Consider the following 17,832-nt stretch of genomic DNA (forward strand, 5'->3'; position numbering starts at 1 on the left):
GGTTTAAAGCCGTTTCCGGACAGGAAGTTGGCGGGGCCTGCGATCACGGCGCCCGTCGATATTTACTGAAGGTAATAGGGAACAAAAATCTGGTTGGCCTCGTTGCCCACAGTGCGCACCCATTCACGCGAGAATTTTTCGCCCATGCGTTTGATCTCAAGCTCCACGTCTGGCGGGATGCGCTCAACCCTTATGCCATTTTGCCGCAGCTCCTCGGTGGCGCTGGTGGCCAGCGACTCGCTGGTCGCCCAGCCCCGGGCTTCAGCTTCGGCAGCCGCCTTGCGCACGGCGCTGCGCGCTTCCGGCGTGAGCGCCTCAAATGCCCCGCTGCTGACAAACACCACGTTCTTCGGAAACCAGCCGTTGATCTCATAGTAGTACTTGATCGAGCCCCAGACCTTGTTTTCCACCCCGGTCAGGGCCGAGGTGATCATGTTGTCCATGCGGCCTTCGGTCAGGGCCTTGCCGACGTCCACCATGGCCACGTCCACCGGCCTGGCGCCCAACAATTCGGCAATCCGCTGCGTGGTCGAGTTGTAGGTGCGCATCTGCGTGCCCTTGAAATCTGCCAGGCTGCGTACCGGTTTGCTCGAGTGCAGCCCCTGCGGCGGCCAGGGCACGGCATACAGCAGCGTCAGCCCGCGCTGCGCGAAGTGTTTCTCGATACCGGGGCGTTGCAGCTTCCACAGGCGCGCCGCATCCTTGTACGAACCCACCACAAAAGGCACGGCGTCGGCGCCGGCGATCGGTATCTCCTTGACCAGGCTGGTCATGATGGTCTCACCGGCTTGCGCCTTGCCGTCTGCCACCGCCTGCCGGATGTCGTTGAGCTTGGCCAGGGTGTTGTTGGGGTGTACCTGGATCACCAGCTGCCCGCGCGTCGCCTGCTCCACCTCGCGCGAGAACTGCGCGATGTTCTGGGTGTGGAAGGACTCGGCGCGGTAGCCCGTTGCCAGCTTCCAGGTGGTCTGGGCCAGCAGGGTGGGGACGTGACCCAGCAAAACCGCGGCCAGGGCGGCGATCCAGAGCTTTTTCATGGGGAGACTCCTGCAGAAAAGTGTTTACAGGCGGGCTACATATGACGCGGCAGCCACAGCACCACGTCCGGGAAAAAGTAGGTGATCAGCACCGCGACGATCATGAGCATGAACAGCGGCAGTGCGGTGCGTGCGATCCAGGTCACTTCCCGCCGCGTCAGGCCCTGGATGACAAACAGATTGAAGCCCACCGGCGGTGTGATCTGCGCCATTTCGACCACCAGCACGATGAAAATGCCGAACCAGATCAGGTCGAACCCGGCCGCCTCGACCGTGGGCAGCAACACGGCAATGGTCAGCACCACGACCGAGATACCGTCCAGAAAACACCCCAGCACAATGAAGAAGCCGATCAGCCCCAGCATCAGCATGAAGGGCGAGAGGTTCAGTGCCCCGATGAACTCGGCCAGATGCCGCGGCAGGCCGATGAACCCCATGGACAGCGTGAGGAAAGCCGCGCCGGCAAGGATCAGGCCGATCATGCAGTAGATGCGGCAGGCGGCGACCAGGCCTTCCCTGAACTTGTCCCAGGTGAGCGATCGCTCGATCGCGGCCAGCACCAGCGAGCCGGCCACGCCGAGCGCCGCCGCTTCAGTGGCGGTGGCGATGCCGCTGTAGATGCCGCCCAGCACCACCACGATGAGCGAGACCACCGGAATCAGGTGACGCGATGCGTAAATTTTCTGGCCAAAGCTCATGCGGGTATCGGCGGCCGGCACCTTGTCCTTGTTGAACAGCGCCCAGACGATGATGTAACCCATGAACAGCGCAGCCAGCATGAGACCTGGAATCACGCCGGCCAGGAACAGCTTGGCAATCGACACATTGGCCGCCACGCCATACACAATCATGATGATCGACGGCGGGATCAACAGGCCCAGCGTTCCCGCACCGGCGAGCGTGCCGACGGAGATGTCGTCCGGGTAACCGCGTTTTTTGAGCTCGGGCAGGGTGATCTTGCCGATGGTCGCGCAGGTCGCGGCCGAAGAGCCGGAGATCGCCGCGAAGATGGTGCAGCCCACCACATTGATGTGCAGCAGCCGGCCCGGCAGGCGGTCCAGCCAGGGCGCCAGGCCCTTGAACATGCTGCTGGAAAGCTTGCTGCGAAACAGGATCTCGCCCATCCACAAAAACAGGGGCAGTGCGGTCAGCGTCCAGCTGGAGGTCGATCCCCAGATGGTCAGCGCCATGCTGTCACCGGCCGGGCGGGCGGTCAACAATTCCATGCCAAGCAGCGCCACGGCCAGCAGTGACAGGCCTATCCACAACCCCGATCCCAGTGCCGCAAAAAGCAGCACGATCAGGCCGACAGCAAAAACGATATCCATGATGATCTTTCCTTGGGTCCGGGCTATTCGATGTGGGCGGCTTCGCTGGAGACGGCAATGAAGATGCCGCCCTGCCAGCGCTCGACCAGCGCCTGGACGAACGACAACGCAAAGCCGATGCAGCCCAGCGCCATGGCAAGCTGCGGTATCCACAGCGGCGAGGCGTCGGCCGCCGGTGAAATGTCGTGTGTGCTGTACGACACCCAGACCAGGCGGGCCGCATACCAGGCCACATAGGCGGTCAGCGCCAGCCCCGCCCCCAGCGACCACCATTCCAGCAGCCCGCGCACCCTGGGCGACACACGATCGAGCAGCAAGGTCACGCGGATATGGTCGCCGTGCTGGAGCGTGCCGGGCAGCGCCAGGAACAGGGCCGCCGCAATCGCGTAGCCGGCGTAGGCGTCCAGGCCGGCAATGTCCCAGCGCAGCTCACGTGCCGCCACCCCCAGCATCACGGTGCCAAAGGCCACCAGCATGGCCAGACAGGACAAGGCCATCAGCAGTTTGTAGAAATTCCGGACGAGTTTGCCCATCACGTGCTCCTGCATCGTTCAAAAAAGGGGGGAAGAGGAAGGGGACGGCGGCGGGCTGCCTGCGGGGCTTGCCTGGCGCAGCCCCGCCCGCCGCGGAAGACGGCTTACTTTTTGCGGTAAGCGTCGATCACGGCCTGGCCTTCCGGACCGGCGGTCTTGAGCCATTCGGCCGTCATGGTCTCGCCAATGGCTGCCAGCTCCTTCTTGATGCTGTCGGAGGGGGCGCTGATGGTCATGCCTTTCGCAGCCAGCTCCTTGATGTACTCGCCATCGAGCCGCTCGCTGGTGGCCCAGCCGCGCTCCTGGGCCGCGGCGGCCGCCTTGAGCAAGGCCTCCTGGGTGGGCTTGTCGAGGGCGTCGAAGGCCTTCTGGCTCACCACGGTGGCGTTGCGCGGCAGCCAGGCGCTGACCGGGTAAAAATACTTGACCTGTTCATGCAGCTTGCTCTCGATGCCGCTGGCGCTGGAGGTCAGGAAGTTCTGCACACCACCGGTGGCCAGCGCCTGGCCGAGCTCGGCCAGCTGGATGGTGACCGGCTGCGCCTTGAGCAGCTGCGCGATGCGTGTGGTCGCCGGGTTGTAGGCGCGCATCTTGGTGCCGGCAAAGTCGGCCGGCGTGGCGACCGGCTTGAGCGAATACAGCGACTGGCCGGGCCAGGGCACGGTGAACAGCACCTTCACCCCCTGAGAGGCGAGCAATTTGTCCTGTGCCGGCTTGGCCGCCAAATACAGGCGTTTGGCATCGACGTAACTGGTGGCCAGGAAGGGAATGGAGTCCACGCCGAACAGCGGGTTTTCATTGGCCGCACCGGACAGGATGAACTCAGCCGCCTGGACCTGGCCGGTCTGCACCGCACGCTTGATCTCGTTGGCCTTGTACAGCGAGCCGCCCGGGTGCAGCGTGATCTTGAGCTTGCCGCCGGTGAGCTGGTCCACCTCGTTGGCGAACTGCTGCACGTTCTGCGTCTGGAAACTGTTGGCCGAGTAACCGGTGGGCAGGTCCCATTTGGTCTGCGCCTGGACAAGCCCGGCGCAGGCGACGGTCAGACCGAAAATGAGTGTCTTCATGAAATGCTCCTGTGAGTAAAGCCTAGAAACTGGCCAGTTGGTGGTTGAGAAGATCGGTGATCAGCATCGCGCCAGGCGCGTGGGTGATGCAGAAGGCCGGGCGCGCCTGCTGCAGCGCGGCTTGCGGTGTGACGCCGCAGGCCCAGAACACGGGCAATTCGTCGGTCAACACCTCGACAGCGTCGCCGTAGTCGGGCCGACCCAGATCAGCAATGCCTATCAGCGCCGGATCGCCGATATGGACCGGCGCGCCATGCACATTCGGGAAGCGCGAGGTGATCTGTACCGCACGGATGGCGGCGGCGGCTTTCATGGGCCGCATGGACACCACCATCGGACCGCTGAAAATACCGGCCGCCTCGGTGGCGATGCCGGTGCGGTACATCGCCACGTTTTTTCCCTGCGCAATATGGCGCAGCGGCACGCCGGCCTCCAGCAGCGCCTGCTCGAACGAGAACGAGCAGCCGATGACAAAAGTCACCAGATCGTCGCGCCAGAGCTGGATGATGTCGGTGGGCTGGTCCACCAGTTCGCCGTCACGCCAGACCCGGTAGCGCGGCAGGTCGGTGCAGATGTCGATGTCGGCACCCAGCGACGGCAAGGCGGCCTGGCCCGGCTCGGACACGGCCAGCAGCGGGCAGGCCTTGGGGTTGCGCTGGCAAAAGCGCAGGAAGTCATTGGCCTGCGCGGCCGGCAGGATGACCACATTGCCCTGCACATGGGTGCTGGCCAGGCCGCTGGTGTGGTGCGTCCACCGGCCCTGGCGGATCGCGCTGCGCACCTGTGTTGCGCTTTGAATCGCGTCGCCTGCAAACACCGAAAGTGCCGATGGAGCCGATGGCGATGCTGACTCGCGGACTGCTGATTGTGACGATGTACTCACCGGAAAATTCCCCTGCTGCATGTGTCAAGTTGATGACGATGAGCGGATTGTGTGGGGGTGCCGGTCGGTGTGCAAATTCAAAATATTTTGCTTGTACCATCGATTTTTTCGATGATCAGGGTTTACCTTTAGATGCCTTTTTTGGTGCATTTTTGAGGCCGCCGGCAAAGTCGATCGCCGACTGCAGCACGGTTTCCACCGTCTTGGACGTCGGGTCGGTGCGGTAGCTGGCATGGATGGGCAGCGACTGCAATTTTGCGTCGCAGGCCAGCGGCCGCAGCCGCGCAAAACCGGTCAGCCGCTGCACCGCAGCGCGCGGCAACAGGGCCACGCCAAAGCCGCCCTGAACCAGCTGCACCATGGCTGAAATCGAGGAGATCGCATGCACCTTTTTGGGTTCCAGTCTGCGCAACCGGAACAAATCGAGCAGGGTCACATGCGGCTGAGAGCCCTTTTGAAAGGTCAACAATTCCATCTCGGCCAGCTCGGCCAGACGGTAATTTCTTTTTCTGTGCAGCTCCGGATGGCCGACAAAAACCATGTCCATGGTCGGTAGGGCCCGGTTGCGCACGCCCTCGGCCGACGCCGGCAGCACCGCAAAGGCCAGGTCCAGCGTGCCGCGCTGGATCTGGTCCACCAGGATGGGGGTGGTCTCCACCGTCAGCTCCAGTTCCAGCCCGGGATGGTCGGCGCGCAGCTTTTCCAGCCAGGGAATCAGCCAGGAGTGCAACACCGACTCGATGGCCCCGATACGCATGGACACCGCCATGGCCTGACCCGAGCCCATCTCGGCCTTGACCTCGCGCTGCAACTCCAGCAGCTTCTCGGCGTAGACCAGGAACCGGGCGCCGGCCACCGTGAGCTTGAACTGCTTGTCGCGGCGGTCCAGCAGCAAGATGCCCAGTTCGCTTTCCAGCGTGGCGATGCGGCTGGACATGGCCGACTGCGTCAGGAACAGTTTTTCGGCCGCCCGCGATATGCTTTTGAGGGAGGCCACCCAGTAAAAAGCTTCAACAAACCGCAGATTCATGCAGAAGGCCCCTGGAGGAAGTATTCGGGTTTTCGGGGTATGCCCGGGGAAACTGGCGCGGGATTTGCGTCTATCCTATCCACACTTATCAACTTCCATTGTCCTGGAGCTTTCATGAAATTCAAACTCGCACTGATGGCCGCCGTCCTGAGTGTCGGCAGCGCCGCATCCGCCCAGACCAAGTGGGACCTGCCCGCGGCCTACCCCGCGACCAATTTCCACAGTGAAAACCTGGTTCAGTTCGCCAATGACGTGGACAAGGCCAGCGGCGGCAAGCTCAAGATCACCGTACACGCCAACGCCTCGCTGTTCAAGGCCCCCGAGATCAAGCGCGCCGTGCAGGGCGGCCAGGCCCAGGCCGGCGAAATCCTGCTGGTCAACTTCCAGAACGAGTCGCAACTGTTCGGCGCTGACGGCCTGCCCTTTCTGGCCGACAGCTATGACTCGGCCATGAAGCTTTACCAGGCGCAAAAGCCGCTGCTCGAAAAGAAACTCGGCGAGCAGGGCATGGCCCTGCTCTATGCTGTGGCCTGGCCCCCGCAGGGCATCTATGCCAAGAAGCAGCTTAACGCCGCGGCCGACCTCAAAGGCGTGAAATGGCGCGCCTACAGCCCGGCCACGGCCCGCATCGCCGAGCTGGTGGGCGCCCAGCCCGTGACCATCCAGGCTTCCGAGCTGTCCCAGGCGCTGGCAACCGGCGTGGTCGAGTCGTACATGTCCTCGGGCTCCACCGGCGTGGACAGCAAGACCTACGAACACCTGAAGTTCTTCTTCGACACCCAGGCCTGGCTGCCGAAAAATGCGGTCATCGTGAACAAGGCCGCCTTTGACGCGCTCGACGCAGCCACCAAGCAGGCCGTGCTCAAAGCCGCCGCAGACGCCGAAGTGCGCGGCTGGTCCGCATCCAAACGCGTCAACACCGCATCGCTGGACACGCTCAAGGCCAACGGCATGAACATCGTCACGCCCTCGCCTGCCCTGAAGGCCGACATGAAAAAAGTCGGCGACGTGATGCTCAAGGAATGGCTGGAGAAAGCCGGCCCTGAAGGCCAGGCCATGGTCGACGCCTACCGCAAGTAAACGCCGACATGCGCAAGCTGCTTGACGGCATTTACAACAGCGCCGCCGCCCTGGCGGCGCTTTTTATGGTGGGCCTGCTGGTCATGGTGCTGCTGTCCATCGTCAGCCGGCAGTTGCACTTTCATGTGCCGGGGACCGACGCCTACGCCGGCTACCTGATGGCTGCCAGCGGCTTTCTGGCCCTGGCGCACACCCTCAAGCGCGGGGAGCACATCCGTGTGACGCTGCTGGTCAATGCCCTGAAAGGTCGCTGGAAAAAAACCCTCGAAGTCTGGGCCCTGGCCGCGGCCACCTTGCTGGCCCTGCTGTTTGCGGTCTACAGCTGCAAGCTGGCCTGGCAGTCGCGTGTGTTCAACGACATCTCCACCGGCAGTGACGCCACGCCGCTGTGGGTTCCCCAGCTGGCCATGGCTTTTGGCGCGGTCATCCTGGTGATTGCCTTCATCGACGAGCTGGTGCTCGAGATCCAGGGCCGCCGGATGGCCGTCACCAGCAGCGAAGCGCTGCGCAACGAATAAGGACCCCATGAACGACCTGACCATCATGGCCCTGCTGGTGCTTTCCCTTTTCTTCATTCTGGGCACCGGCGTGTGGATTGGCCTGACGCTGTCCGGTGTGGCCTGGATAGGCATGCAGCTGTTCACCACCCGTGTGGCCGGCGACGCCATGGCGGTCACCATCTGGGGCTCGGCCTCGAGCTGGACCCTGACCGCCCTGCCGCTGTTTGTCTGGATGGGTGAGATCCTTTTCCGCACCCGGCTGTCACAGGACATGTTCAAGGGCCTGGCGCCCTGGATGCAGGGCCTGCCGGGCCGGCTGCTGCACACCAACGTGGTGGGCTGCACCATTTTTGCGGCGGTGTCAGGCTCGAGCGCGGCCACCTGCGCCACCATCGGCAAGATGACCCTGCCCGAACTCAAGCGCCGCGGTTACCCCGAACACATGATTGTCGGCACGCTGGCCGGGGCCAGCACCCTGGGCCTATTGATCCCGCCTTCCATCATCATGATTGTTTATGGCGTTTCGGCCGAAGTCTCGATTGCCAAGCTCTTCATTGCGGGCGTGTTTCCCGGCATCATGCTGGCTTTGCTGTTTTCGGGCTACATCGTGGTCTGGGCGCTGCGCAACCCCGGCCAGATCCCCCCCGCCGACGCCAAAACGACATTTGTGCAAAAGCTCTCGGCCTCACGCGCGTTGATTCCCGTGGTGCTGCTGATCGCCTCTGTGCTGGGCTCCATCTATTCCGGTATTGCCACGGCCACCGAGGCGGCGGCCATTGGCGTGGTGGGGGCCCTGGTCATCTCTGCATTTCAGGGCTCCCTGAGCTGGGCCACCTTCCGTGACGCACTGATGGGCGCCACACGGCTGTACTGCATGATTGCGCTGATCCTGGCCGGTGCGGCCTTCCTCACGCTCTCCATGGGTTACATCGGCCTGCCGCGCCACCTGGCCGAATGGATTGGCTCGCTGGGCCTGAGCCAGGGGCAGCTGATCCTGGCACTGACCTTCTTTTTCATCGTGCTGGGCTGTTTTCTCGACGGCATCTCCATGGTCGTGCTGACCATGGGCGTGCTGATGCCCACCATCCAGAAAGCCGGCATCGACCCGATCTGGTTTGGCATCTTCATCGTGCTGGTCGTCGAAATGGCGCAGATCACGCCGCCGGTCGGTTTCAACCTGTTTGTGCTGCAAGGCATGACCGGCCGCGAGCTGCCGTGGATCGCCAAGGTCACCTTGCCGATGTTTTTCCTGATGTGTGCCGCCATTGCGCTGGTCTACCTGTTCCCCGGCATCGTCACCTGGCTGCCGCAGCAGATGAGCCGCTAGACTGCGTTTTTCACCACCGTCCTTCCTCTCGACCATGTTCTACTCCGCCATCGCCATCGGTCTGGGCGCCTCGGTGGGCGCACTGGCCCGCTGGGGTCTTGCGCTGTGGCTGACCCCCGGCGGCATCATTCCCTGGGGCACGCTGGCCGCCAACCTGATTGGCGGCTACCTGATCGGCATCTGTCTGGCCATCTTCCAGTCGCTGCCGCAGCTCGACCCGGTCTGGCGCCTGATGCTGGTGACCGGCTTTCTGGGCGGGCTCACCACGTTTTCTTCCTTTTCCGCCGAAGTCGTCACCTTCCTGATGGAAGAGCGTTACGGCCTGGCGCTGGGCACGGCCGCGCTGCATGTGCTGGGCTCGCTGCTCATGACCGTGGCCGGCATCAAGACCGCTCTGTTTTTGATAGCATCTCGCGCCCAGTAGAAAAGGACTTGAAGCCCTTTTCTTGACAGATCACCCGACTGCGCGCGAGCCGCAAAGGCGGGCCTGGTTGCAGCTGTTGGCTGCCTTATTGCGGCTCGATCTTCGCGTCGCGGATCGCCTTGGCCCACTTGGCCGTTTCCAGCTTGCTGCGCTGGGCCAGGGCTTCAGACGTTCCGGGTTCGACCAGGAAGCCGATCGGCGCGAATTTTTCCTGCAGATCCTTGCTTTGCGCCGCGGCGTTGATGGCCTGGTTCAGTTTGGCAATGATGTCGGGCGGTGTGCCGGCCGGTGCAAACATGGCGAAGTAGGCGATCAGCTCGTAGTCCTTCAGGCCCAGCGCTTCGTTGACCGTTGGCAGTTCCGGAACCGCGGGTGAACGTTTGCTGGAAGTCACCGCCAGGCCGCGGACCTTGCCGCCCTTGACCTGCGGGAGCATGACGGCAAAGTCGGCCGTGAACATCATCACCTGGCCGCCAATGAGATCGGTCATGGCTGCAGGGCCGCTTTTGTAAGGCACGTTGGTCATCTGGATACCGGCCATGCCGGCCATCATTTCAGACGACACCAGTTGCGAGGTGCTGGCGCTGGCAAAGGTGACATGGCCCGGTTTGGCCTTGGCGATGTCGACGAATTCGCGCAGGTTTTTGGCCGGCACATCATTGTTGACGGCCACGATCAGCGGCACCGAACCCATGTAACCCAGCGGTGCAAAGGCCGTGTCCTGGTCGTAGGGGAGCTTTTTCATCAGGCTCTTGAGCGCCGCGTTGGTGCTGTTGGTTCCGATCAGGATGGTGTAGCCGTCGGGTGCAGACTTGGCCACAGCATCGGCCCCCAGCATGCCGTTGACGCCAGCCTTGTTCTCGACCACGATGGTCTGCCCCAGCGCTTCCGACATCTTGGCCGCGAAAGCGCGACCGATCTGGTCGGTGGCGCTGCCGGCGGCAAAGGGCACGATGGCCTTGATCGGCTTGTTCGGATAGGCCTGGCCAAACGCGGCCAGGGAAAAACTGGCCGCAGCCGCGAAAAGAATCGACTTGTACTTCATGTTGATGTCTCCTGTTTTAAAAAATTGTGGAATACGCTAGCTTATTCGATGACCATGCCCAGAATGGCGGAGCTCAGGCACTTGCCATGGGCGTCCAGTGCCAGGGACCGGGTCACCCCCCCGCCCAGCGCGTCGTGCAGCACGAAGTTCAGGGCGCCCAGATGCGGCACCACATAACGCTCGACCTCGCCCTTGACGGTGTCTGCGTAGTAGGCACGCACGCGTTCCGCCGTCACGGCGCGCTCGATCGCCGGGAAGTCCTTGAGGTCGTAGGCGATCACGGAAATGATGGACCGGTTTCCCTTGTCACCGGTACGGGTGTGGGCGATGTCGCGCAATATCATTTTTCAAAGTTCCAGCATGGTGATTGTTGTCTGAACCAGGTCGCGCGGAACCAGGGTTGACGCCGCGGCGATCACCTCGCGAACCGACTTCGTGACACCACCGCCGCCAGCCGGCCCGTTCAGGTACATGGCCTCGACCTCGTTGGCCACCCGTTCCGCGTCTTTCAGGGTGGCCACACGCAGGGCCACACGCGCCCGGACTTCATAAGGCGTGTGGCCCGCGGACAGGGTCTCGCCATGCATGGCGTTGACCCCGATGAGTTCATAACGGCTGTCGAGCGCCTCGATGTCCGAGGCCTCCAGCCGCTGCTTCAGCACGTCCAGCGCCAGCCGGCCCCGCGCCTCGGCTCCCAGGCCCGCATAGGAGATCTGCCCCTCCCCGATGAAGCCGTCACGGTAACCCACGGTCACCTTCAGCGTCGCAGGTCGCTGATGGCCGTTGGCGCCCTCGATCCGCACGCGGTCGGGGCCCACCTGGGTCAGCGTCACCTTGGAAAAGTCCGCCACCACATCGGGCTGCAGGTAGCTGGCGGGGTTTTCGATTTCGTACAGCAGCTGCGCGGTGCAGGTGGCGGTGGTGACGCAGCCGCCCGAACCGGCCACCTTGGTGATGACGGCGAGACCGTCGGCCGACACTTCGGCCAGCGGAAAACCCAGATTTGCCAGATCAGGCACATCGCGGTAACCGGGGTCGGCAAAATACCCGCCGGTCACCTGCCCGGCACATTCCAGCAGATGGCCCACGACCGTGCCCTGGCCCATCTTCTGCCAGTCCGACATGGACCAGTCAAACTCATGAATGAGCGGCGCAAGAAACAGGGCCGGGTCGGCCACACGCCCGGTGATCACCACGTCCGCGCCCAGCCGCAGCGCCCGCACCAGGGCCTCGGCGCCGAGATAGGCATTCGCCGACAACACGTCGCTGCCCAGCGACGGCAGCGGTGCGCCGCTTTCCAGCAGGGTCAGGTCCTGGTCCTGAATGCCGGGCAACACGTCGTCGCCCTGCACCACCGCCACCTTCAGGCGGTCCAGACCCAGCTCGCGCGCGATCCGGATCACTTCCGCGCCCGCCGCTTGCGGGTTGGCGGCCCCCATGTTGGTGATGATCTTCACGCCCCTGCCGGCGCAGGCCAGCAGCACCGCCTCCATGCGGTCCCGCAGCAGGGGGTCGAAGCCCAGGCGCGCGTCCTTGCTGCGCTCCAGCTGCGCCAGGGCGATGGTACGTTCGGCCAGGCACTCGAACACCAGGTAGTCGAGGTCGCCCTTTTCCGCCAGCTCCACGGCGGGGGGGATGCGGTCCCCCGAGTAGCCGGCGCCGGCGCCAATGCGGATGGTTTTCATGAAGGGACTTTCACAGGGAACGCGATGTTGATGCAGGTGTTCGGTCAGGTCACGCCAGAAGGACTGTGCGGACTATGGCGCAAGCCGGGCCGCCTGTGAATTCGAAATTCCGGATGAGACTCAAAGGAAATCCAGATCAATCGGAATCCATGGTCCCGGCGGGCACGCGGCATCCTTGGGTATTATCCGCACGGATGAACCTGTCCACACGTCAACTGCGTGCTTTCCTGGCGCTGGCTGACCTGCGCAGCTTCACACGTGCCGCCGGGCAGATGCATCTGTCCCAGCCCGCCTTCAGTTCACTGATCCGTTCGCTGGAAGACACGCTGGCCGCCCGGCTGTTTGACCGCGACACGCGCAAGGTCGACCTGACCGCAGCCGGCCGGCGCTTTGAACGCGCCGCGCGCGAGGTGGTGTCCCACTTCGACGATGTCATGGGCAGCGTCTGCCGCGACCTCAGCATCGTGGACCGCGTGGCGGTGGCCGGCATCCCTTCGCTGTGCGCGCGCTTCCTGCCGGTGGTGGTCGCCGACTATCGGCGCAAACACCCGGCCATCGACATTGAGGTGGTCGATGCGCTGCCCCAGCCCTGTGTGGACCTGGTGCGGGAAGGCAAGGTCGACCTGGCCCTGTCCACCATCGACGCGAAAGACGCCGACATTCACAAGGAGCTGCTGTGCCTGGACCGCTTCTACGTTGTCTGCAGGAAAGACCACGCGCTCGCCGGCAAGGTGGCCGTCACGATTGAGGAGCTGGTTCAGTTCCCGTTCATCCACTTCACGACGACCACCCGCCTGCGCCGCCAGATCGACGCGGCCCTGCTGCCACACAAACCCAACACGGTGATGGAAGTCGAACGGCTGGAGGCGGTGCGCGGCATGGTGGAAAGCGGGGTCGGTATCAGCCTGGTGCCCAGCCTGACACTGTCGCACTTCAACAGCAGCCAGCTCGCCATCAAGCCGCTGGCCGGGCCCGGCATCGTGCGCGAAGTCTTCTTGCTGAGGGCGCAAGGACGCGTGCCCTCCGCCGCTGCCGATGCCCTGGCCGACCCCATCAAACGGCAGATGCGCTTGCTGCTGCAGCCCGGCAGCCTTGAGCTCAACCATGAAAAACTGGCCGCTCTGGTGCCAGACCTGAAAGATGATGCCCCTCCGACCTCAGCGGCGGCATCGTAGCCACCCCGCTGCTGCCTGTTTTCTGGGCAGGCCCTGCAGAACCAGCGCTGGCGCGGCATTTGAGAGTTGTTCAGGCTCTTATCCACAACCTAAGCAACAGGGGGTGGGGGTAACTCTGCAGGGCACCAGTTGTTTCACCGCAAATCAATCCTGCACCGGCCTGAGGGTTGGTCCATCCGGTCCGCTCCTGTTTTAATAGCGCCTTGCGCTTGCGGCATAAGGGCAGGAGGCATGTTTATCCATAAGTCCACGGAATTGTCAGTTTGGGGTGCAGGGGCGATGAGTAAAAACCCCTCTGAGACAACTTGTCGCATAGCGATCAACAGCCACTTGAGAAAACCCCGGAGGGCGCAAAACGAGCCCGCTACTCGGTCTCGAGCATGATTTCGTTGCGGCGGAACATGGGCAATGTCCAGGGCGGGTTGTAGCGTGCCAGCTGAGGGCTGCCAGTGGTCCTGATTTTTTGCGCAGCCAGCCATGCCACCAGCTCATCAGTGCGCTGCTGGATTCCGGCTTCGGTGTTGAAACCTGAATAGCTCAGCACGGCCCAGGTTTTGGCGGGCACTTCACGCAGTTGCACGGCCGGATTGCCGGGCTTGGGCAGGGTGTTCAGTGTGTAGGCGCTGGGCATCACAAAATGCACCCGCCAGCGCTTGGCACCCTGCATGGCCTGGGGCGCCTGACTGACCTTGCCGGATTCGGGCAAGGGCTCCAGGGCCACAGGCGCTGTCATGGCGATTTTCTGCGACGCCTGCTTGACGGGCTCCATCGTCACAGGTGCAGTCATCGAAATTTTTTCCGGGCCCTGGGCGGGTGTCGAACCTGCGGACATGTTGTTTCCGAAGATGTAGTCAGCAATGGCCCGAAAACCTTTGCCTGAAGCCGCATCCATGTCGCCGTCGACAAAGGTTTCTGCCACGATGAAGGACGGGTAGCGGCGCAACTCGATGTGCTCATGCCTGGACAACAGTTCAAATTTGGGTTCTTCAGTGGCCATGGCAGGAAATCCAGACAGCCCAAAGGCCAGAAAAATGGTGAATTGAATGAGGCGTTTCAAAAGGGCAGGTTCAGCATCTTCTGCTTTTGGTGACTCGTCGCCATCGGTTTTTTGACCAGTGGCGCTGGGTGTCTGCTTGGGCCGGCACATCTGTTCGCCATCCCATTGCTGGCCGCACCAGCAACGTCCATCCGTGTCAATCAGGCAGGTGCCCGTGCCGCAGCAGCGTGTGTCTTCCATGGTGCTGCTACTTTGCTGGCAAGTGATGAGGGAAAGTGATGAGGGAAATAGTACCTTTCAGCGCTGCTTTTTCGCTGGTGAGGTCCGGCAAGACGGCTGGCTGTAGGGTTTTGCGCGACCGTTCTCCTCTTTGTGAAGGTCATCCTGCACCAGACAGTCACACCCCTTCCATCATGGACGCCATAACCAGCACGAAAGCAAACCGAAACAACTGGTTCTGCTCGGGCAGCGCGCCCGGGCTGGATCACACCGCCGATGACCCCTCGCAGGCGTACCTGCGGTATTCCCTTGGACTGCTTGATTTGCCTGCCTGTTTGGGCGTTAATGACGATTCATCGCTTGTTTGGCAGAGTTCGGGTTTTGGCTTGTTTCGAGAGCCGACTCACGTCAACGCAGGAAAAGAGCGAGGAGAACAAACAGGCCCCCTTCTTTCGCAAAGGGAGATCCTGCCGTGGCTTCAGGAGATTTTTTCAATGAGCATGCCGTCGGTACAACCCGCGAAAAACTGGAGCGACAAACGCTGGTTGTGGCTTTTCAGTCCGGCCGTCCCTGTGGCGTTCACCGGATCATTGGCCGCATTTGCCTGGAGCGGGCAATGGTGGTGCCTTCTGTTTGCACCCGTCTTCGTCCATCTGCTCATGCCCCTGCTCGATGTGGTGTTTGGAGAAGACTTCAGCAACCCACCCGAGTCCGAAGTTGCACAACTCGAGCAGGATGTCTACTACCGCGCACTGGTCTGGGCCTATGTGCCGTTCCAGATTGCCGGAACGGTGTTTGGCGCGTGGCTGGCGACGACGCAGGCCCTGCCTTGGTACGCCTTTGCGGCATTGGTGCTGTCCGTGGGCTCCTTCAACGGCATCGGCATTGCCACCGCGCATGAACTGGGGCACAAAAAGGAGGCGCTGGACCGCTGGCTGGCAAAGATCGCGCTGGCGCCCACCCTGTATGGGCACTTCTATGTGGAACACAACCGCGGCCACCACAAACGGGTGGCCACCCCGCAAGACCCGGCCAGTTCACGCATGGGCGAAAGCTTCTGGGCCTTCCTGCCGCGCACGGTGCTGGGCAGTCTGCGGTCTGCCTGGGACATCGAGCGCGAACGCCTGAACCGGCAGGGCAAAAGCGTGTGGAGTATCGACAACGACAACCTTCAGGCCTGGGCGTCAAGTCTTGTCCTTTACGGCTGTCTGGCGGGTTGGTTGGGATGGCCGGTGCTGCTTTTCCTGGTGCTGCAAGGCGTTTACGGCGCGTCCATGCTGGAGGTCGTGAACTATGTTGAGCACTACGGGCTGCTGCGCGAGAAAGACAGATCCAACCGCTATGTGCGCTGCCAACCGGCGCACTCCTGGAACAGCAACCACATTGTCGGCAACGTCCTGCTGTATCACTTGCAGCGGCACTCGGACCACCACGCCCACCCCGCACGGCGGTACCAGGCGCTCCGGCATTTTGATGCGGCACCCCAATTGCCCGCAGGTTATGCCACCATGATCACGGCGGCCTACTTTCCACCCCTGTGGTTTGCCTTGATGGACCATCGTGTGGTGGCGCACTACGCGGGAGACCTGAGCAAAATCAACATGCAGCCGTCGGCACGGCAGAAGATTTTCCAGCGCTGGCACACCGCGAAAACCGCACAGCAGGACACCGCCACTTGAATTCCGACACGATAGCCCGGGCACGTGCTGGCTGGCCCCCGTGATGGGCGCCACCCGGATGGCAGCCACTCAAAGAGCCTGATGCCCTCAGGCGCTGCGCGCCACGCCGCAGACCAGCTCGCCCGCATCGTTGCCTGGCACCGCACGTTCGTTCTTGGCCTGCGCCACTTCCATGTCGCGCGGCAGCACCACGCCGTTTTTCACGGCCAGCACCTCGGCCATCACGCTGACGGCGATTTCGGGTGGTGTCTTGCTGCCGATGTAGATGCCGATGGGGCCGCGCAGGCGGGCCAGCGCGGCTTCGTTGAGGCCGAAGTGTTCGGCCATGCGCTGGTGGCGCGCCTCGTTGTTGCGGCGCGAGCCGATGGCGCCGACGTAAAACGCGTCGGTGGCCAGGGCTTCGAGCAGCGCCAGGTCGTCGAGCTTGGGGTCGTGCGTGAGTGCGATCACGCAGCTGCGCCGGTCCGGCTTGAAGCCGATCACCACGTCGTCCGGCATCTCGCTGAGCACCTTGGCGCCCACAACCGACCAGGCGCTGCGGTACTCCTCGCGCGGGTCGCACACGGTGACGGCGAAACCGCTGAACAGGGCCATGGTGGCGAGGTATTCGGTGAGCTGGCCCGCGCCTATGAGCAACATGCGGTACTCGGGCCCAAAGGTGTTGACCAGTTCGACCGACGACACGCTGAGCTCGGCCGGGGCCCTGGCCGTGGCGAGCGTCACCGCACCGTCGCTCAGGTGCACCGTGCGCTGCATCAGCTGGCCGGCCTCCAGCGCCTGCACCAGCTGCGCCAGCGCGGCGGCGTCGGGGTCGTATTCCAGCAGCAGTTCCAGCGTGCCGCCACAGGGCAGGCCGAAGCGGTGGGCTTCGTCGGCGGTGATGCCGTATTTGACAAAGGTCGGCGGCCCCAAGGGAATGGTGTTGCCACCGCCCTGCGCGGACGCCGACGCCGACGCATAGGCCTGGGTGTGGCGGTAGATCAGGTCGTCTTCAATACAGCCGCCGGAGACCGATCCGACCACCGCGCCGTCTTCACACAGCGCCATGATGGAGCCGACCGGCCGCGGTGACGAACCCCAGGTGCGCACCACGGTGGCCAGCAAGGCGCGCTTGCCCGCTGTGCGCCAGTCGCGCAAGGTGCGCAGAACCATCACATCGAGGTTTTCCATGGTTTTTCCTTTCCCGTCTGCGGCAGGCGCCGCTTAACGCGCCAGCCAGACCGCGCCGGCAACCAGCACTGCGGCGCCCACGATCCATACCCAAAGCGGGATGGCCGGGCCGGCGGCCGGCTCCGTGCTGACATCGCCCATGACCATTTTGGCCGCATAACTTTCGGGGTGCTGGCGCTGCATTTCCTCGTCAAAACGCTTGAAAAAATCTTCAGCCATGGACTTGGCGGCGCCGTCGATCAGGCGCTGCCCGAGCTGGGCCACCTTGCCGCCGACCGAGGCATGCACGGTGTAGGAGAGTTCGCACCCGTCAACATGGGGCGACAGCGTGACTGCGGCACTGCCCTTGCCGAAACCGGCCACGCCGCCCTGCCCGTCAAACGACAGTTTGTAACTGGCCGGCGGGTTGATGTCGGTGAGCGTGATCTTGCCGGTGAACTTGGCCGACACCGGGCCGATCTTCAGCGCCATGGCAATGGCGTACTGGTTCTCGCCGGTGGGTTCCACCTTGTCGCAGCCCGGAATGCAGGCCTTGAGCACGGCGGGGTCGTTCAGCGCGTCCCAGGCCTGTTGTTGTGTCACCGCCAACTGGCGGCTTCCTTGCATGTCCATGTGTTCTCCCTTTTGGTATCAGTGTGAGTTGCCGGTATGTG

Annotated in this window: 18 protein-coding genes; 6 read left to right on the forward strand and 12 right to left on the reverse strand. The window is 63.1% G+C overall.

The genetic code is table 11. The annotated features are described in order from the left end of the window. Positions 1–62: 62 nt before the first annotated feature. The 6 genes from PSV26_RS14545 to PSV26_RS14570 all read right to left on the reverse strand — a co-directional run bounded on the left by PSV26_RS14545 (position 63) and on the right by PSV26_RS14570 (position 5,878). Positions 63–1,037, reverse strand: coding sequence for a TRAP transporter substrate-binding protein (locus PSV26_RS14545; protein ID WP_300571689.1), 975 nt, complete (start codon positions 1,035–1,037; stop codon positions 63–65). A gap of 35 nt (positions 1,038–1,072) precedes the next feature. Next, on the reverse strand, positions 1,073–2,365 hold the full coding sequence (locus tag PSV26_RS14550) for a TRAP transporter large permease subunit (protein ID WP_300571691.1): 1,293 nt from the start codon (positions 2,363–2,365) through the stop codon (positions 1,073–1,075). Between the two features lie 23 nt (positions 2,366–2,388). Next, positions 2,389–2,898 (reverse strand): TRAP transporter small permease, encoded by a 510-nt coding sequence (locus PSV26_RS14555; protein ID WP_300571692.1) that lies wholly within the window; start codon positions 2,896–2,898, stop codon positions 2,389–2,391. 104 nt (positions 2,899–3,002) lie between these two features. Then, positions 3,003–3,965 (reverse strand): TRAP transporter substrate-binding protein, encoded by a 963-nt coding sequence (locus PSV26_RS14560; protein ID WP_300571694.1) that lies wholly within the window; start codon positions 3,963–3,965, stop codon positions 3,003–3,005. Between the two features lie 22 nt (positions 3,966–3,987). Further along, the gene (locus tag PSV26_RS14565; RefSeq protein ID WP_300571696.1) at positions 3,988–4,869 is read right to left on the reverse strand and encodes a putative hydro-lyase; all 882 of its coding nucleotides are present in this window, start codon (positions 4,867–4,869) and stop codon (positions 3,988–3,990) included. A gap of 94 nt (positions 4,870–4,963) precedes the next feature. Continuing rightward, entirely contained in the window at positions 4,964–5,878 is a 915-nt protein-coding gene (locus tag PSV26_RS14570; protein ID WP_300571697.1) for a LysR family transcriptional regulator, read from the reverse strand. A 114-nt stretch (positions 5,879–5,992) separates the two neighbouring features. Between PSV26_RS14570 and PSV26_RS14575 the strand changes: the two genes are divergently transcribed. Genes PSV26_RS14575 through crcB form a run of 4 tightly spaced genes read left to right on the forward strand, consistent with a single transcriptional unit; the run spans position 5,993 to position 9,209 of the window. Beyond that, positions 5,993–6,958 carry a TRAP transporter substrate-binding protein gene (locus PSV26_RS14575; protein ID WP_300571698.1) on the forward strand — a complete coding sequence of 322 codons (966 nt, stop codon included), beginning with the start codon at positions 5,993–5,995 and terminating at the stop codon, positions 6,956–6,958. 8 nt (positions 6,959–6,966) lie between these two features. Continuing rightward, positions 6,967–7,476: a TRAP transporter small permease gene (locus tag PSV26_RS14580; RefSeq protein ID WP_300571700.1), complete on the forward strand. Its 510-nt coding sequence runs from the start codon at positions 6,967–6,969 to the stop codon at positions 7,474–7,476. Between the two features lie 7 nt (positions 7,477–7,483). Then, positions 7,484–8,785: a TRAP transporter large permease subunit gene (locus PSV26_RS14585; RefSeq protein WP_300571702.1), complete on the forward strand. Its 1,302-nt coding sequence runs from the start codon at positions 7,484–7,486 to the stop codon at positions 8,783–8,785. 34 nt (positions 8,786–8,819) lie between these two features. Further along, entirely contained in the window at positions 8,820–9,209 is a 390-nt protein-coding gene (crcB, locus tag PSV26_RS14590; protein ID WP_300571704.1) for a fluoride efflux transporter CrcB, read from the forward strand. A gap of 85 nt (positions 9,210–9,294) precedes the next feature. Here the strand turns inward: crcB and PSV26_RS14595 are convergent, their stop codons facing one another. Genes PSV26_RS14595 through PSV26_RS14605 form a run of 3 tightly spaced genes read right to left on the reverse strand, consistent with a single transcriptional unit; the run spans position 9,295 to position 11,939 of the window. Continuing rightward, positions 9,295–10,254: a tripartite tricarboxylate transporter substrate binding protein gene (locus PSV26_RS14595; RefSeq protein ID WP_300571706.1), complete on the reverse strand. Its 960-nt coding sequence runs from the start codon at positions 10,252–10,254 to the stop codon at positions 9,295–9,297. 41 nt (positions 10,255–10,295) lie between these two features. Continuing rightward, positions 10,296–10,598 (reverse strand): hypothetical protein, encoded by a 303-nt coding sequence (locus PSV26_RS14600; RefSeq protein WP_300571708.1) that lies wholly within the window; start codon positions 10,596–10,598, stop codon positions 10,296–10,298. A 3-nt stretch (positions 10,599–10,601) separates the two neighbouring features. Further along, positions 10,602–11,939, reverse strand: a complete 1,338-nt coding sequence (locus PSV26_RS14605) for an acyclic terpene utilization AtuA family protein (protein ID WP_300571710.1) — start codon at positions 11,937–11,939, stop codon at positions 10,602–10,604. Between the two features lie 194 nt (positions 11,940–12,133). On the opposite strand from PSV26_RS14605, the gene PSV26_RS14610 reads away from it, so the two are divergent. Beyond that, on the forward strand, positions 12,134–13,114 hold the full coding sequence (locus tag PSV26_RS14610; protein ID WP_300571712.1) for a LysR family transcriptional regulator: 981 nt from the start codon (positions 12,134–12,136) through the stop codon (positions 13,112–13,114). Between the two features lie 364 nt (positions 13,115–13,478). Here the strand turns inward: PSV26_RS14610 and PSV26_RS14615 are convergent, their stop codons facing one another. After that, positions 13,479–14,111 carry a heme-binding protein gene (locus PSV26_RS14615; RefSeq protein WP_300571714.1) on the reverse strand — a complete coding sequence of 211 codons (633 nt, stop codon included), beginning with the start codon at positions 14,109–14,111 and terminating at the stop codon, positions 13,479–13,481. Positions 14,112–14,824: 713 nt separating this feature from the next. Here PSV26_RS14615 and PSV26_RS14620 point away from each other — a divergent pair. Further along, positions 14,825–16,009: an alkane 1-monooxygenase gene (locus PSV26_RS14620; protein ID WP_300571716.1), complete on the forward strand. Its 1,185-nt coding sequence runs from the start codon at positions 14,825–14,827 to the stop codon at positions 16,007–16,009. 87 nt (positions 16,010–16,096) lie between these two features. Here PSV26_RS14620 and PSV26_RS14625 read toward each other — a convergent pair whose 3' ends face one another. Together PSV26_RS14625 and PSV26_RS14630 are read right to left on the reverse strand one after the other, a co-directional pair. Then, positions 16,097–17,179 (reverse strand): XdhC family protein, encoded by a 1,083-nt coding sequence (locus PSV26_RS14625; RefSeq protein ID WP_300571718.1) that lies wholly within the window; start codon positions 17,177–17,179, stop codon positions 16,097–16,099. A 33-nt stretch (positions 17,180–17,212) separates the two neighbouring features. After that, on the reverse strand, positions 17,213–17,791 hold the full coding sequence (locus PSV26_RS14630) for a carbon monoxide dehydrogenase subunit G (protein WP_300571720.1): 579 nt from the start codon (positions 17,789–17,791) through the stop codon (positions 17,213–17,215). Positions 17,792–17,832: the final 41 nt, after the last annotated feature.

Origin of the sequence: Polaromonas sp. (genome assembly GCF_029945685.1) — a bacterium.
GTDB lineage: Bacteria > Pseudomonadota > Gammaproteobacteria > Burkholderiales > Burkholderiaceae_C > Polaromonas.